We start from the raw sequence: 14,624 nt of genomic DNA, 5'->3' as shown, positions 1-14,624 counted from the left end.
GTCAGGCGAGCGGGACGAGCGTGGCGCCCTGGAGCTCCACCACGGCGGCGCGGGCCACGGCGAGCGGCGTCGTGAACGTCTCGTAGTGGTTGACGACACTGATCCAGGTGCCGTCGCCGTTCCGCATCACATGCAGTTCCTTGCCGTCTATCTGGACGGAGTAGCCCCCGTGGTGGGCGTGCTCGCCGCCCATCGTGGGCGCGCCCTGTATACGACGGCCTTGGTAGACCTCGTCGAACGGCGCGGGCGCGCCGTGGCCCGAGTGGTCCATGCCGCCCATGTGGCCGGTGTGTTCATCGCCCGCAGTGGGTACGGCACCGTGTGCCGGGGCGCTCGACGTCGCGGCGTAGGCGGTGCCGGCCAGGCCGAGGCCGGCGACCGCGGTCGCGGTGATGCCCAGTGCGCTGCGGCGGGTGAGTTGGGACATGGGTAACCCCCAGTGGTTCAACAGTTGCTCGATGGTGGTCCCGCGCGACTGGGGGCCCGCATGGCGAATTCGCGGCCCTGTCAACGCGGTTGACGCCTCGCTGACGGGCCTTCGTCCGGCTTGGTCATGGCCGGGAGGTCCGTCGGGGGCGTGCTGACCCATGCCTACAGCCCGGCAACGAAACGGCAAAGTGCCGCCCAAGTGGTTGGCCGCAATACGGACATGTCCAGATTCGAAGTGCAATGTTGAACAAAGATGATCTTGCTGTCCGCCGCCCCCCGGCCCTCCGAAAGCGCAGATCCTTCACAGAATTTGTCGATTCTGTGAAGAGTTTGTTGCAGATGCGGTCAATGTGTGTCCGCGCTCACGCGCGAAAGCTGGCCGGTTTCGAGCCTGGAGGGGCGGGGGTTGTGGCGTGATGACTTCGATGGAGGAGGTGTGGCTGACTTCGGCGGTTGTCAGGGGCGGATGACGATCCGGATCGGGTTGCCGTCCTTCTCCGCCAGGCGGCGCACCCCCTCGGCGATCTCCGCGAGCGGCAGTTGCGCGCTGACCGACCGGCCGATGTCGAGGCGGCCCGCCGCCACCAGGTCGACGAGCTGCTGGATGTGCTCCTTGCGGTAGCCGAGGTGGCCGGTGACGGCGTGCCGGTCGCGGGTGAACGCGGCCAGCGGGCCGAGCTCGACCGTGTCCATCGACATGCCGACCAGGACGAGCCGGCCGCGGTGCCCCAGCGCCCGATTGGCCTGGGCGATGGTGCTCGCCCGGCCCACCGCGTCGATCGCGACCCGCAGGCCACGGCCGCCGGTGAGCTCGGCGATACGGTCGAGCGCGTCCTCGGCGGTCGGGTCCACGGCGTGGTCCGCGCCCAGTTCCAGGGCGCGCTCGCGGGCCGCAGGCAGCGGATCGAGGCCGATGACGGGCGCGGCCCCGGCCAGTCGGGCCGCCTGGAGCGCGTGTGTACCGATGCCGCCGAGCCCCCATACGCCGACGCTCTCGGCCGGGCGGACCGAGGCGGTGTCGACGACCGCCGCGTACGGCGTGGACACGGCGTCGGCCAGGACGGCGGCCTGCTCCAGCGGGATCGAGTCGGGCACCCTCACCAGCGCGGCGACCGGCACCACCACGTACTCCGCCCAGGCGCCGTCGTAGTCGAACGCCATGATCTGCACGCGCTCGCAGTCGTCGGGTGCCGCGCCCGAGACGCACGCGATGCAACTGCCGCAGGCGCGCCCCGCGTGCAGCACGACCCGGTCGCCGCGCTCCCAGCCGGGGGTCGGCGCGCCCAGTTCGTCGATGGTGCCGGAGGCCTCGTGGCCTGGGGTGATGACCGGGAGCTCGGTGCGGAAGACGCCGTTCAGGAGGCTCAGGTCGGAGTGGCAGATCCCGCAGGCGGCGACCTTCACCAGCGCCTCGCCGGGGCCGGGCCGGGGAACCGGCACCTCCTCGACGGCGAGCGTGCCGGAGGCGGGACGGAAGCGGGCGGCGCGCATCATGCGCATGGCGGTCTCCTCGGGAAAGCGCTGTGAGCCGTGAGCCTTGTTAAGCGATGCTCAACAAATCTGTACGACCGTTGTACGACTCCTGTTGAGCAATTGTCAACAGGCTCATCGGTCGGCTTGGCCGGGGTGGCGCGCAGTGGCGCGGACCGCTCGTACACTGCGGGCATGTCCGGAAAGCGCATCACCCGCCTGACCCCCGACCAACGCAGGACCCAGCTGGTCGAGATCGGACTGGAGATGCTCGCCGACCGCTCGCTCGACGAGCTGTCCACGGACGAGGTGGCCCGCCGCGCCGGGATCTCCCGGGGCCTGCTCTTCCACTACTTCGACTCCAAGCGCGACTTCTACCGCGCGGTGGTGGCGAAGGAGTGCGCGCGGTTCATCGAGGCCGTCGAGCCGGACCCGGCCCTGCCACCCGTCGCCTGGCTGCGGTCGTTCATCGACGGCTTCGTCGCCTACGTACGGGAGCACCGCCAGGTGTACGTCGCCCTGGTGAGGGGCGCGTCCGGCAGCCATCCGGCGGTCGCCGACATCCTGTGGGAGACGCGCGAAGCCGTGGCCCGCCATGTGATCGACGCGCAGCGGCGCATAGGCCTGCCCCCCTCGCCCCGGCTCGACATCGCCTCGCGCGCGTGGATGGCGTTCGCGGAGGAGGCGGTCACCAGCTGGCCGCTGGAGGAGCCGGACGCGCGCGACGAGCTGGCGGGGTTCCTGGAGTCCAGCTTCGTGAGCCTCCTCGGCACGCTGGACCGGCCCGTGCTGCTGGTGGACGCGGCGGGGCTGGGGCGGGAGCTGCAGGGCTGAGGCGGCGGTTTCGGATCGGGGGCTTGGGGGCTTCCGGCCTCGGCGGCCGTTGCCCGGGCTGCGGCCCTCGGGGCCGGGGGCCGTGGCGGCAGCCTTCGGTACCGCGGCTCTGCTCCTCGGGCCGCGGCAGTCGGCCCCTGCCGTGTCAGACCAGGCCGAACAGCTGGGTCCAGTACGTGCCCGCGCGGCCCCCGCCCGCGAAGCCCACGCCTATGTGGGTGAAGTCGGGCTTGAGGATGTTCGCCCGGTGGCCGGGGCTGTTCATCCAGCCCTCCACCACCTCGGCCGCCGTGCGCTGCCCGCACGCGATGTTCTCGCCGATGCCCCGGTGCGCGGCCCCGGCTGCCCGCGCCCGGTCCCATGGCTCAAGCCCCTCGGGCGAGGTGTGCGAGTAGAAGCCGCGCTCGGCCATGTCCGTGCTGTACGCCTGGGCCGCCGAGGCGAGCCGGGTGTCGTCGGCCAGGGGCCGCAATCCGGCCGTGGCGCGATGGCCGTTGGTCAGCGCGACCACCTCCGACACCGTCCGCCGCAGCCCGTCCGCGCTCAGCGGCCTCGCCCAGAGCGCGGTCCAGTAGACATCGCCCGTACGCCGGTCGGTGGCGCTCGCGATCCCCGCGTCGGTGAAGGCGGCGTCGCGCAGCGGGCGGCGGGTGTGGGGGTCCTTGAGGCAGTACGTCAGGAAGTCGGCCGGGTTGCGTGGCCCGGAGACCAGATGTTCGGCGACGGTCAGATACGCGTACCCCTGGGTGGTCACCCGCTGGAAGACGGACACGCCGTCCGGGCTCTCCACACTGAGGCGGCCCTGGGCGGCCATGGTCGCGGCGTGCGCCTCGGCGGCCGAGACGAGACGTGCGTCGATCGTCACCGGCGGGGCCCCGGCCCGGGCCCGCTCGGCGTTGACCAGTGCGCCGAAGCCGTGGCTTGCGCCGCTTCCGTCCGGCCCCGGGCGTCGGGCGGCCGGGACCGAGGCCATCGGAGCCGTCGGCATCTGGACCGTGGGGGCGTGGGCGGAGGACGGGGGAGATGCCGGGTCCTCGTCGGTCACGTCGACCCCGAAGTCCCGGGCGACCCCGGCGAGCCCGTCCGCGTACCCCTGTCCCAGCGCACGGACCTTCCAGCCGGTGCCGCGCCGGTAGATCTCGGCGAGCAGCAGCACCGTCTCCCGCTCGGGCTTCGGCGGGGTGAACCGGGCCAGGACCTCGCCGCCGGGACCGCTCAGGCGCAGGCTCGGCACGGGGAGCCGGCCGAGCGGGGTGTCCGGGTCGGCCGGGCTGACGACCACGGTGATCCGGCTCGCCCCGGCCCGAAGGCGGCGCGGGTCGACCGTGATGACGTCGTCGGTGAGCCGGGTGCCCGGCGCCGACGGCTGGTTGTAGAAGACGAAGTCGGCGTCGCCGCCGACCTTTCCGGTGTCGTCGGTGATCAGTACGGACAGGTCGAAGGGCCCCGGGACACCGATCGTCAGCATGCCGTCCGGGAGCGGCCGATTGCCTCCGGGAACCAACTCGCTCATCGACACCACCCGTTCACGCCCCGCCGCCGCGATCCGCCGTCGCGCCGTGCTGTGGGGAGAACGCGGCGGGGACGGCCCCCGGTTCCCGCCTCCGGCGTGTCGCGCATACCCGATTTACCGGGCAGTCGGGTGGTTCATGGCAACCCCGCGGCGGGCGGCCCCCGGGCGGGGACTACGGTGAACGCGGTCCGCGTCAGCCCTGCGGGCCGGTGAGGAGGCCGGGCCGGAATGTCCGGAACGCAACAACTGATCGAAGCCGTCGCCGGACGGTCGCCGTCGCAGTCCGTCGCGGTGACCGAGCTACCGCAGCTGACCTGGGGAAACTTCCCCTCGCACTGGCAGCTCGACCTGCCCGCGCTCGTGCTCGTCGTCGTGCTCGGCGCGCTGTACGGCTGGGGCGTGCTCCGGCTGCGCCGCAGGGGCGAGCAGTGGTCGGTGGCCCGTACCGTCGTCTTCGCGGTCCTCGGTCTCGGCACGATCGTGTTCTCCACGATGTCGGCGCTGGCCGTCTACGACGAGGTCCTGTTCTGGCCCGCCGCCCTGCAGAACATCCTCCTCGACCTGATCGCCCCGCTCGGCCTCGCGCTCGGCGACCCGCTCTCGCTCGCCCTGCGGGCGCTCCCCGAGCGGAGCGCCGGTCCCGTCCGCCGCGCCATGACCGGCAAAGTGGCCCGCATCCTGGCGTTTCCGCTGGTCAGCTCGGCGCTGGTGCTCGCGTCCGAGCTGTGCGTCTACTTCACCCCGTACTTCGAGACCGCGCTGCGCGTCGGCGCTCTGCACCAGCTGATGTACCTCCAGCTTTTGCTGGCGGGCAGCCTCTTCGTCCTGCCGCTGCTCACCAAGGAGGAGTTGCTCCCGAAGTGGTGCGGGCACCCCATGCGGGCGGCGTTCGTCTTCCTGGACGGGCTGATCGACGCGGTGCCGGGCATCGTCGTGATGACCAGCGGCTCGGTCATCGCGGGCAGCTGGTACACCCGGCACGCCCCCGCCTGGGCGCCCGACCTGCACGCGGACCAGCAGCTCGGCGGCGGCGCGATGATCACGGTGGCGGAGCTGGTCGGGGTGCCGTTCCTGATGGTGATCTTCGTCCAGTGGTTCCGGGCCGAACGGGCCGAGACGGCCGCGCTCGACCGGCGCCTGGACGCGGAGCTGGTACCCGCGCAGGCGGCGCCCACGGCCGTCGCGGCCTCCGTGGCCACCACGGCCCCGGCCGCCGAGGACCCCGCCGAGCCCGAGCTCGTACGCCCTTGGTGGGAGTCCGACAACGGCGTCGTCGGCGAGCGCATGCGGCGCCGACACCCCTGAGAGCCTGTCGCCGCCGCGTGTGGCGGACGGTCGCGTCCGGCTCGTACGACTGGGCCGAACGGGTGACATCTCTGGGGCGGATGCGGTCCGCGTGACCGGGTACCAGAATGGAGCCCAGCCGGACGAACAAGGAGGCGGCATGAACGCTCAGTCCGATTCCGCACCCCAGCGGGAGGCGGTCACCCCCGATTCGCTGTTGCACACCGGGTCGGGCGGTGAGGTCACCGCCGAGGACCTGGTGCTGGCGTCCGGGCGCGACATCACGCCCAAGAACCTGAAGTGGGCCGAACGCCGACTGGCGGAGGACCCCGCCGCCATGGACAAGCTGCTGCCCTGACCCGGATCCCGGGAGCCGCCGATCCGCCCCGGACCCCGGGAGCTGCCGCCTGCGCGCAGCCCCGGGGTCCGCGCTTTGCCCGTCTGCCGACCCTTCCAGATTCTTGCAACACGTTCTACTGTGCCCTCCATTCCGTGTCCCGGCGTTCGCCGCCGTGGGTGCGGACCGCGACGGACACGGGGACGGACAGCGAGACGCCTGGAGGGGCCGTGCACCTCGAATACACGCCTGAGCAGCAGCGGTTGCGAGCCGAGCTGCGCGCCTACCTCGCCGAGCTGGTGCCCGACAACGCGTACGCACTCCCCCATAGCCCTAAAGGCATGGGAGGTGCCCCCACCGCCGAGCCGGCCGCCCAGAAGCGGTTCTACCGCGAGACCGTGCGCCGCCTGGGCGCGGACGGCTGGCTGGGGGTGGGCTGGCCGGAGGAGTACGGCGGGCGCGGGCTCGGCGCGATGGAGCAGTTCATCTTCTTCGACGAGGCCGCCCAGGCCGGGGTCCCGCTGCCGCTGATGGCGCTGAACACGGTCGGCCCGACGCTGATGCGGTTCGGTACGGCGGAGCAGAAGGCGTACTTCCTGCCGAGGATCCTCTCCGGCGAGATCGACTTCGCGATCGGCTACAGCGAGCCGGACGCGGGGACGGACCTGGCCGCCCTCAAGACCCGGGCGGTACGGGACGGGGACGAGTACGTCGTCAACGGGCAGAAGATCTGGACCACGAACGGCGACACCGCCGACTGGGTCTGGCTCGCCGTGCGCACCGACCCCGACGCACCGCCGCACAAGGGCATCACGATGCTTCTCGTGCCTACCGCCGACCCGGGCTACTCCTGCATCGTGATCAACACCCTCGCCTCGCACGACACCACCGCGAGCTACTACGAGAACATCCGCGTCCCCGCCTCGCGCCGGGTCGGCGAGGAGAACGAGGGCTGGCGGCTGATCACCAACCAGCTCAACCACGAGCGCGTCACGCTCGCCGCACACGGCACCATGGCGATCCGCGCCCTGCATGACGTCCAGCGCTGGGCGATGGACACCAAGCTCGCCGACGGCCGCCGCGTCATCGACCTCGGCTGGGTCCGCGGCCGCCTGGCCCGCACCCACACCAAGCTCGACGCGATGAAACTCCTCAACTGGCAGATGGTGAACGCCGTCCAGCACTCCACCCTCACCCCCCAGGACGCCTCCGCCGTAAAGGTCTACGGCTCCGAGGCCCGCCGCGACGCGTACGCCTGGCTGATGGAGGTCGTCGGCGCGGCGGGCCCCCTGAAGGAGGGCTCGGCGGGCGCGGTACTCCACGGCGACCTGGAACGCGGCTACCGCTCGGCCGTGATCTTCACCTTCGGCGGCGGCAACAACGAGATCCAGCGGGAGATCATCTCGTGGATCGGGTTGGGGATGCCGCGGGTGCGGCGGTAGGCGGGTGTGACGAGGTTTTTGCTGGCGCAGAAGCTGGATAAGTCGTGGAGGTCGGGCCGACAGCGTGAATGCCCCCGTGCAGCGGGCTATGTACGGGGGCATCGTCGTGTGCAGGTGCTTCTGAGGAGCCGACCCCGCGCTCCATGTTGAGTGCTGTGTTCCCGGCAGGGCGGGCTGATCGGGTATGCGGAACCGAACTCCATGCCCCACCCCTTTCCCCGAGGGTGCAGTGTGGCACTAGCAGATGCTCCGGGAGCACGTGTGAGGCTCATCCGCCCCTGGGAAGTACGTGATCCGGGTCGGGAGGTAGTGACTGCTTGAGGCTCCGGGGGCGAATTCTGTCCAAAGCCCGGACGGTCGGGAATCGGGGGGCTACCGTTTCCTCTCTCGGCGATCGGAGGGGCGAGGATGCAGTCGTCGTCGTTGCGTAAAGGGGAGAACAGCGAGCTCACGGCAGCGCCGGTGATGCTGGCGGTGTCAGTTCAGGGCTTGGCTACGGACGTCTCGGCACTGATGCTCGGACCGAACGGCAGGGTTCGGAGCGACGACTTGGTCTTCTACAACCACCCTGCCCAGGACGGCGTATCAATCGCCGGCTCGACCGTAACGGCTGACCTTGTGCGCGTTCCGGCCGACGTGGACCGGGTAGTTGTCGTGGTGAGCGCCGATCCGCTGCATTCGGGTGAAGTCTTCACTCGCGCACCGCTTTTGTCGATCACCCAGACAGGCTCGCCGGTCAGGTTGTTCACGGCGCCCGCTCCTTGCTGCAGAACACTGCATCGCTTGGGGTGTTCTGGCTGTTCGTCGGGTTTGGGCGCGGCAAGCTTGCCTTCTACAAAAACCTCAACGCTTCCGCCTGCGCCACCTTCACCAACGTCGCCTTCTACGACGCGAGCAAGAACCCGGGATCGGTGCCGGATGAGCGGTTCTACGTCGGCCTTGTCGATAGCCTTCGCTGCCTGGTTGCGGCATTGAAGCAGCCTCGGATTTCGCCCATGCCCACAGCTGCCCCACAGTCTCTGGCTCACCGGCTGAGCAGCCTCATCGACTCTGACCAGGCCGTCTCGAACCTTCAGCTTTATTTTGGCACTGGTCTGCCGCGTGAAGCGACGGCGTTCACGGGCAGTCGGTTCGAGCACCTCGTCGGCGGGGGTGACCGCCCGGCAGTCGCGAATTCAGTGACCGCCGATGACCTGATCGCAGTGCAGACCTTATCGGTCAGGATTCCCGTCCAGGCTGCCATTGACCTCCTTGAAGGCCACCTTGGTGTCCAGGTGTCCAAGTTGCTGAGCGAAGTTCGCTTCGACATCGACATGGTCGAAGCCGAGACTGCCGACCTGGCTGATGGATCACCGGCACACGATGCCTGGCGCCTTCTTAAGAGCCAGCGCGGAATCGGGTGGGTCACGGCCGGCAAACTCCTTGCCCGGAAGCGCCCGCGGTTGCTGCCTGTCTACGATCACGTCGTTCGATGCGTCCTCGGTCGGCCCAAGACCTTCTGGCTCGACCTGCATGCCGCGCTGCGTGCCGACAACTGGGCGCTGCATCACGACCTGATGGCCTTACGGCAGGCCGCAGACCTCCCCGAGACCGTCAGTGTGCTGCGGGTCTGTGACGTGGTGCTCTGGATGCATCACCGTACGGATCATCAGTAGCGGAGATGCATCAGGACCTGAAGTCCATCGGCCGCGCACGAGGGAGCCTGCGCCCGGCGGCAGTTGGATCCCCTGCGAATCCCGGGCACAGCGGGTGCGCCTCTACGGTAGGGGCTCACGCGATCACGAAGGGGCGGGGGAACATGCCGACGTGGGGGCTGGTCATCGAGACGACCGTGGGTACCGGCGAGCACAAGCACAGGGACGCGTACGTGGTGGCGCACATCTCCGGATCTCGTGCGGAGGCGCTCACGGAGCTGGAACGGCGGGCGCGGAACCACTCGCCCGAGCACCCCAGAAGGCCCAAGCGCCGTCGCCTCCTCCGGGAGGGCGACGCGTTCCTCCTCGTCGTCGACGGCGCGTGGCAGTCGTTCGTCACCCGGTTCTCGGTGGCGGAGCTCCTGGAGGACTCCGGCGCGCCGACTGGTTGGTAAGTGGAGTTGGTGCACTTGATCGCCCACCGGAATGCCCTCGCGGAGCCCAACTGGCCAACCTGGCCTTGCTACGCCCTTCCGGAGGTCCCGTTGCCACCTCTTGAAGGAAGGCCCATTCCTGGACCTTCACGAGGTGGGTCGGCTGGAGTCCGACGTATGGGTCGGGCTGGACGAGCAGTGTGGGGTGGCCTCGGGCGGTGCGTTCGGTGGCCCAGGCGTGGTCGAGGTCGGTGAAGTCGTCGTCGATCCAGGCGACCGCCGAATCACCGAGCCACTGCTCGACGTGATCACGCTTCCATAGGTAGCCGTTGGGGTGGCTCGTGGTGATCCGGGGACGGGGCAGGTCGAGGTACGGGAACTTCGGGAGTGCGAGGAGCGGCCCGACGATGGTGGTCGCGTCCTTGCGCCAGCTCGTGCACCACACGGGCGTCACGAGTCCGCCGGCCGGGAAGCCGGTGAGCAAAGGGCCGTGGGCCGGGTTGAGCCAGACGGGCACCGGGGCGTCGGGGTCGCGGCCCATGGGCACAACGGTGTGGCGGACGTGTGTGGGCGGGGTGCTGCCGTCGGCCGCCGGGAACGGTATGAGGACGCCATCGATGTCCAGCAGGAGGTAGGGCAGGGGCATCGTTGCCTCCGTCGGTCAGCGTTTGCGGGCGGTGATGAGGAGGGTGGTGGGCCACGGATCGCGGCGCGGGTGCCGTAGGTCGAGGGCAGAAGTGATCCGCAGGCCGGTTCTGGAGAGATGGGCGGCCCAGCGGTGGGAGTCGAACTCCCAGCGCGCGATGGGCAGTCGGGTGCGGTCGGGCATGGTGACGTAGTCCTCGCGTGGACGGTCGTCCGGCGAAGGATGTCTTCCGGCCCGTGTCGGGTGGGGTACGGAGAAGGCCAGTACGCCGCCGGGCAGCAGGCGTCGGGAGATCGCGCCGAGCAGGAACTCCGGGGCGACCAGGCCGACGGCGCCGAAGATCGAGTAGATCGCGTCGAAGGTCTGACCGGTGGCCTGGAGGTGGTGCAGGGCGTGGCCGGCGGTGAAGGTGGCACCGGCGATGTGGCCGTAGTGCGAGCGTGCTCGCCGCACCTGGAGGCCGACCAGGTCGACGCCGGTGACGCGGGCCCGGTGGTGCTGGGCGAGGTGAGCGACGTTGTGGCCGGGGCCGCAGCCCAGCTCCAGAACGCGCTTGCCGCGCAGGTCCCGGCCGAGGATCTCCGCGCCGGGGCCCAGACCATGGTGGGTGCTCCACTCCATCCGCGAGGGAGGGATAAGAGCATGGGCCGGGGCGGTGGCGAGGCGCTGGGCGGCGTGGGTGTACCAGGGGGAGACCTGGGTGAGCACCTAGACCTCCAGGAGTTGGACCACGTCGTTCAGGTGGCGGCGGACGACGGGGATGTACGCGGGGTCCTCGGCGGGGTCGTCGATCCAGCGGACGGCCTGCTCCATGAACCACTCGACGGCCCACATGCGGTGCCAGCCCAGTGCCCACGCCTCGGCGGCGAGGCCATCCCTCGGGGCGAGGGCATCTTCGTGGCCGCCTGCGGTGACGTACTGCTCCAGCAACACCCGTAGCCGGACGGGGCTCGGTGTGTCGATGGTGCCGTGGTACGAGGCGAGGTCGATCAGGCCGGGACCCGTGAACGCGCGGGCGAAGTCGAGGAGGTGCAAGCCGTTCTCCCCGATGTGGATGCTCGTGGGGTGGAACTCGGAGTGGACCCAGCCGAACGGGGCGAGCGTCGTCCCTTGGACCCGAGCCTCGGCCGCGGCGGAAATCTTCCCTAGAGCGGACTCGACGTCGTCGCAGTCCGTCCATCGACCGGTCTTGCGCAGCCGCTGGAGGTGGTCGAGGGCTCGGCCGGGCAAGGCCGTGAGGCCTGCGCCGTCGAGGAGGGGCAGGCCACCGGCCGGGCGGGCGGCGTGGAGCATCACGGCGGCGGCGACGCCGTCGAGGTCGTCGGCGTCCCGTACGGGGATGCCGAGGTCGTCCATGAGCATCCCGAGCCACTTGTCCTGCATGGCGGTGGCGTGGAGCTCAGGGACCGGCAGCCCGCGCTGATGAGCCACGCGCAGGGCCTGGGCCTCGCGGTCGAAGGGCTGCTTGGCGTACTTGAAGACGGCCGTCTTGCCGTCGGGGAAGGTGACGCGCTCGACTCCGGACATGCCCCAGACCCGGATCTCGGCACGTACGGGGAGGGGCTTGTCCACGAGGGTGCACAGGTCGTGCAGCAGGGCGGCGGGCAGGTTCTGGTCCATGGGGTGCTCCAGGGGCTGGTTGGCTTCGGGGCGGGCGAGCGGGCCGACCGCCCCGAAGCCGTACGGGGGGGCTACTCGGAGGCGATCACGCGGTGGGCGTAGACCTGCTCGATCCAGCCCGCCTTGAACTGGGTGAGTTCGTCACGGAAGTTGGCCATCGCGGCACCGTAGGGCGCGACGACACCGCCGGTCTGGTCCGGCACGGACTGGCAGCCGTGCACGAGGCGTCCGCCGAGTGCGGCGTGGGCCTTGATGGACTCGATGCGGCGGGGCTCGTTGAACCAGCCGCCGTGGTAGACCTCGTCGAGCATCCCGCCCATCTCGTCGTCCAGGTCGAAGACGACGGAGGTGGCGGCCGGGAAGAACCAGCACGGGCCGACGTTGGAGATGTGGCCATCCAGTTCGACCTTGTTGAGCGCCATGAGTGTCGCGGCCTCGCGGAGCATCCGCAGGTGGTCGGCGGTGATCTGCGGCAGGCCGAGGCCGACTAAGTGCTCCTCGCGGAAGAGGTACGAGTAGACCGCGTACGCCGTCGTCAGCACGCGGGCGGCATCTGACGTGGACTCGCCGTGCTTCTTGATGAAGTCGAGCGCGAGTTGCTCGACCGCGCTCTCGGTCGTCTCGTCCACGTTCAGGAGCTGGGACTTGACGAGCTTCCAGTCGGCGACGAGCCAGGTGTTGGCCTCGAAGCGGAAGAAGTATTCGGCGGGGTCGATGGTGAGGCGTAAGCCCTCGACCTGGATGCCGGGCAGGCGGCTCCAGCGCGGGTCGAAGGCGTCGGGCAGCTCGACCGTGATGGTCGCGGTGTCGATGGTGGTCACCGTGTCTCCGTCTCTGATCGGCCGGGCCGAGGCACAGGAATGCCCGAGCCCGGTGGGCGTACGGAACTTGGGGGCCGCGGACTCAGGAGTGGGCGGCTGTCGACAAGTGAACCGCCCGCTACGCAGAGTGGGTACGGTGTGACCGAAGCCAACCGGTATACGCGGTTTACAGCTCCGGGACGGAGGAACGTGCCAGCGTCGAACGACTCCAACTCCGGCCTGTGCGAGACCATCCGCGCTGCTGGATGCACGTACGAGGCACTCGCCAAGGACGTACGCCGGATCGCGGCAGAGAACGGCGAATTACTCCAGACCAACAAGTCCGCCATCTCCCACTGGGCGAACGGCACGCGTACCCCGTCCGGTCGAGCAGGGCAGTACCTCGCCGAGGCCCTCTCCCGTCGAGTGGGACGCGTCGTCACCCAGACCGAGATCGGCCTCCAGTCACCCGACGTGGAGCCCGCCACATACGGTGACCCGGTCGAGACGGTCACGGGCCTCGCCCGCGCGGACGTCGAACGGCGTCGCTTCCTCGCCATTGCCGCCTTCACCACAGCCGGCGTCGCGATGCCGCTACTCCACGATCACGAAGCCACCGCCCGTGTCCTCCGGGCCCGCACTGGCCGTTCCCTCGTCGGAGCGGATGACATCGACGTTGTACGACAGATCACGGCAGCTTTCAGCGCCGCTGACGAGCGCCTCGGTGGCGGACACGGCCTTACCACGGTCACCGCGTACCTCGCAGACACAGCGGCCCCGATGCTCCGTGGACGCTTCTCTTCGGAGGCGTTACGCCAGGCAGCCTTCGGCGCCGTGGCCGAACTCGCCTACCTGGCCGGGTGGAAACACCACGACCTGGGCCAGGAGGGCGCTGCCCAGAGTTACTATCACGTGGGCTACCAGCTCGCCTGCGAGGCTGATCCGCATGGTCATGCCGCCTGGATGATGCGCTCTTTGGCTCACCAAGCCCTGAAACTCAAGCAGCCTCACCACTGCGTTGACCTTGTGGAACGGGCCCTTGCCCGTGGCGTCGGCCATGTCGACGGACAGACCGAGGCGCTGCTCCACATCACGCATGCCCGTGCCTGCGCGGCCGTCGGTGAGCACGCTTCGGCCAGCCGTGCTCTCCTTGCTGCGGAGGACGCGCTCCTGCGTGAGGACGGCCCACAGCCCAGCTTCTCCCTCTTGAGTGGCCCAGCCGCAGGTACCGTCGCCAGCCACACAGCCAAGGCACTGACCGAGATGAAAGACTTCACCGGTACGGAGCAGCAGCACCGCGACGCGCTCACCCGCTGGGACCCGATCAGGTTCAAGCGCGTGCACGTTCTCACGTACGCCGACCTCGGTGACAGCCTTGCCGCTCAGGCCCGTGCCGACGAAGCGGTGGACTCCTGGACGCAGGCGCTAAGCCTCATGGACGGCATGACCTCCGACCGCGCCCGTAAGGCGATCACGTCGATCCGCCCCACCCTGGCGGTCTACCAGAACCGCAGAGTTCCCGGGGCGGCGGATCTCGCCCGCCACGCTCGTGAGGCCCTCGCCTGACGTTCCCAGACCCGCGCGGGGAGGGAACAATCATCGACGCTCAGCCGACCGAGGCCACTGCGTGTTCTCACCCCGCGCTCGAATTGCCTGCTGGTCGCCGCCGTCATCGTCCACGACAAGGCCACCAACCGCGTCGTCCTCCTCCAGCGCAGCGAGAACGCCAAGTTCGCGCAGGGAATGTGGGACCTCCCCGTCGGCAAGAGTGAGCCGGGCGAGCCCATCACCGAGACCGCCGTCCGCGAGCTGTACGAGGAGACCGGCCTCACGGTGAAGCCCGAGTCCCTCAAGGTCGCCCACGTCATTCACGGCGCTCGGGGCGTCGAGGCTCCCAACGGCTTCCTTACGGTCGTCTTCGCGACTCACGAATGGACCGGCGAACCCGAAAACCGCGAACCCCGCAAGCACTCCCAGGTCTGCTGGGTCGACACCAAAGCCATCCCAGAAGCCTTTGTGGACACTACGGCCAGTGCCCTCCACCGATACCTCACGGGCGGGCGCCCCGTCTCTCTCGACGGGTGGCACTAATCGTCGTCACACTGGCCGTACAGGAGGTGGCCGGCGATGGGTGGTGGCGAGGGGGATCCCGGGTACTTCGGGCCCCGGTCCGTGACCTGG

14 protein-coding genes and 2 pseudogenes are annotated in these 14,624 nt (G+C 69.8%); 9 read left to right on the top strand and 7 right to left on the bottom strand.

The features are described 5' to 3' along the window. Window position 1: 1 nt before the first annotated feature. Together BG418_RS23100 and BG418_RS23095 are read right to left on the bottom strand one after the other, a co-directional pair. Complete coding sequence (locus BG418_RS23100) at window positions 2–427, bottom strand: apotyrosinase chaperone MelC1 (protein WP_188275882.1); 426 nt, start codon at window positions 425–427, stop codon at window positions 2–4. Window positions 428–885: 458 nt separating this feature from the next. After that, complete coding sequence (locus tag BG418_RS23095; RefSeq protein WP_223185310.1) at window positions 886–1,929, bottom strand: zinc-binding dehydrogenase; 1,044 nt, start codon at window positions 1,927–1,929, stop codon at window positions 886–888. 165 nt (window positions 1,930–2,094) lie between these two features. Between BG418_RS23095 and BG418_RS23090 the strand changes: the two genes are divergently transcribed. Then, the gene (locus BG418_RS23090; protein WP_188275881.1) at window positions 2,095–2,733 is read left to right on the top strand and encodes a TetR/AcrR family transcriptional regulator; all 639 of its coding nucleotides are present in this window, start codon (window positions 2,095–2,097) and stop codon (window positions 2,731–2,733) included. Window positions 2,734–2,878: 145 nt separating this feature from the next. Here BG418_RS23090 and BG418_RS23085 read toward each other — a convergent pair whose 3' ends face one another. Further along, window positions 2,879–4,246 (bottom strand): CAP domain-containing protein, encoded by a 1,368-nt coding sequence (locus tag BG418_RS23085; RefSeq protein WP_188275880.1) that lies wholly within the window; start codon window positions 4,244–4,246, stop codon window positions 2,879–2,881. Window positions 4,247–4,474: 228 nt separating this feature from the next. Here BG418_RS23085 and BG418_RS23080 point away from each other — a divergent pair, with 228 nt between their 5' ends. The 6 genes and pseudogenes from BG418_RS23080 to BG418_RS23055 all read left to right on the top strand — a co-directional run bounded on the left by BG418_RS23080 (window position 4,475) and on the right by BG418_RS23055 (window position 9,398). Continuing rightward, window positions 4,475–5,551 carry a cytochrome c oxidase assembly protein gene (locus BG418_RS23080; protein ID WP_188275879.1) on the top strand — a complete coding sequence of 359 codons (1,077 nt, stop codon included), beginning with the start codon at window positions 4,475–4,477 and terminating at the stop codon, window positions 5,549–5,551. A gap of 139 nt (window positions 5,552–5,690) precedes the next feature. Further along, complete coding sequence (locus BG418_RS23075; RefSeq protein WP_188275878.1) at window positions 5,691–5,888, top strand: hypothetical protein; 198 nt, start codon at window positions 5,691–5,693, stop codon at window positions 5,886–5,888. 209 nt (window positions 5,889–6,097) lie between these two features. Then, entirely contained in the window at window positions 6,098–7,309 is a 1,212-nt protein-coding gene (locus BG418_RS23070) for an acyl-CoA dehydrogenase family protein (RefSeq protein ID WP_188275877.1), read from the top strand. Window positions 7,310–7,717: 408 nt separating this feature from the next. Continuing rightward, window positions 7,718–7,966 (top strand): annotated as a pseudogene (locus BG418_RS40585) (TerD family protein); the annotation flags it as partial. A gap of 104 nt (window positions 7,967–8,070) precedes the next feature. After that, entirely contained in the window at window positions 8,071–8,964 is an 894-nt protein-coding gene (locus BG418_RS23060) for a DUF6308 family protein (RefSeq protein WP_223185309.1), read from the top strand. 143 nt (window positions 8,965–9,107) lie between these two features. Beyond that, window positions 9,108–9,398, top strand: coding sequence for a hypothetical protein (locus BG418_RS23055; RefSeq protein ID WP_223185308.1), 291 nt, complete (start codon window positions 9,108–9,110; stop codon window positions 9,396–9,398). Between the two features lie 109 nt (window positions 9,399–9,507). Here BG418_RS23055 and BG418_RS23050 read toward each other — a convergent pair. The 4 genes and pseudogenes from BG418_RS23050 to BG418_RS23035 form a co-directional block, all read right to left on the bottom strand. Then, window positions 9,508–10,023: pseudogene (locus BG418_RS23050) on the bottom strand (HAD domain-containing protein); the annotation flags it as partial. Window positions 10,024–10,038: 15 nt separating this feature from the next. Beyond that, window positions 10,039–10,731, bottom strand: coding sequence for a bifunctional 2-polyprenyl-6-hydroxyphenol methylase/3-demethylubiquinol 3-O-methyltransferase UbiG (locus tag BG418_RS23045; RefSeq protein ID WP_188275874.1), 693 nt, complete (start codon window positions 10,729–10,731; stop codon window positions 10,039–10,041). After that, window positions 10,732–11,643, bottom strand: coding sequence for a phosphotransferase (locus BG418_RS23040; protein WP_188275873.1), 912 nt, complete (start codon window positions 11,641–11,643; stop codon window positions 10,732–10,734). A 71-nt stretch (window positions 11,644–11,714) separates the two neighbouring features. Then, the gene (locus tag BG418_RS23035) at window positions 11,715–12,464 is read right to left on the bottom strand and encodes a hypothetical protein (RefSeq protein ID WP_188275872.1); all 750 of its coding nucleotides are present in this window, start codon (window positions 12,462–12,464) and stop codon (window positions 11,715–11,717) included. Between the two features lie 189 nt (window positions 12,465–12,653). Here BG418_RS23035 and BG418_RS23030 point away from each other — a divergent pair, with 189 nt between their 5' ends. Further along, entirely contained in the window at window positions 12,654–14,009 is a 1,356-nt protein-coding gene (locus BG418_RS23030; RefSeq protein ID WP_188275951.1) for a tetratricopeptide repeat protein, read from the top strand. 57 nt (window positions 14,010–14,066) lie between these two features. Then, entirely contained in the window at window positions 14,067–14,534 is a 468-nt protein-coding gene (locus BG418_RS23025) for an NUDIX domain-containing protein (protein WP_188275950.1), read from the top strand. Window positions 14,535–14,624: the final 90 nt, after the last annotated feature.

The organism is Streptomyces sp. CBMA152 (genome assembly GCF_014596475.1).
GTDB lineage: Bacteria > Actinomycetota > Actinomycetes > Streptomycetales > Streptomycetaceae > Streptomyces.
The sequence above is the reverse complement of the archived record's forward strand: the minus strand, read 5'-3'. Positions and strand labels throughout refer to the sequence as shown.

Bases quoted from the DNA above. Each gene is read 5' to 3' on its own strand.
- BG418_RS23100 (WP_188275882.1), bottom strand. From the start codon at position 427: ATGTCCCAACTCACCCGCCGCAGCGCACTGGGCATCACCGCGACCGCG.
- BG418_RS23095 (WP_223185310.1), bottom strand. From the start codon at position 1,929: ATGCGCATGATGCGCGCCGCCCGCTTCCGTCCCGCCTCCGGCACGCTC.
- BG418_RS23090 (WP_188275881.1), top strand. From the start codon at position 2,095: ATGTCCGGAAAGCGCATCACCCGCCTGACCCCCGACCAACGCAGGACC.
- BG418_RS23085 (WP_188275880.1), bottom strand. From the start codon at position 4,246: ATGAGCGAGTTGGTTCCCGGAGGCAATCGGCCGCTCCCGGACGGCATG.
- BG418_RS23080 (WP_188275879.1), top strand. From the start codon at position 4,475: ATGTCCGGAACGCAACAACTGATCGAAGCCGTCGCCGGACGGTCGCCG.
- BG418_RS23075 (WP_188275878.1), top strand. From the start codon at position 5,691: ATGAACGCTCAGTCCGATTCCGCACCCCAGCGGGAGGCGGTCACCCCC.
- BG418_RS23055 (WP_223185308.1), top strand. From the start codon at position 9,108: ATGCCGACGTGGGGGCTGGTCATCGAGACGACCGTGGGTACCGGCGAG.
- BG418_RS23040 (WP_188275873.1), bottom strand. From the start codon at position 11,643: ATGGACCAGAACCTGCCCGCCGCCCTGCTGCACGACCTGTGCACCCTC.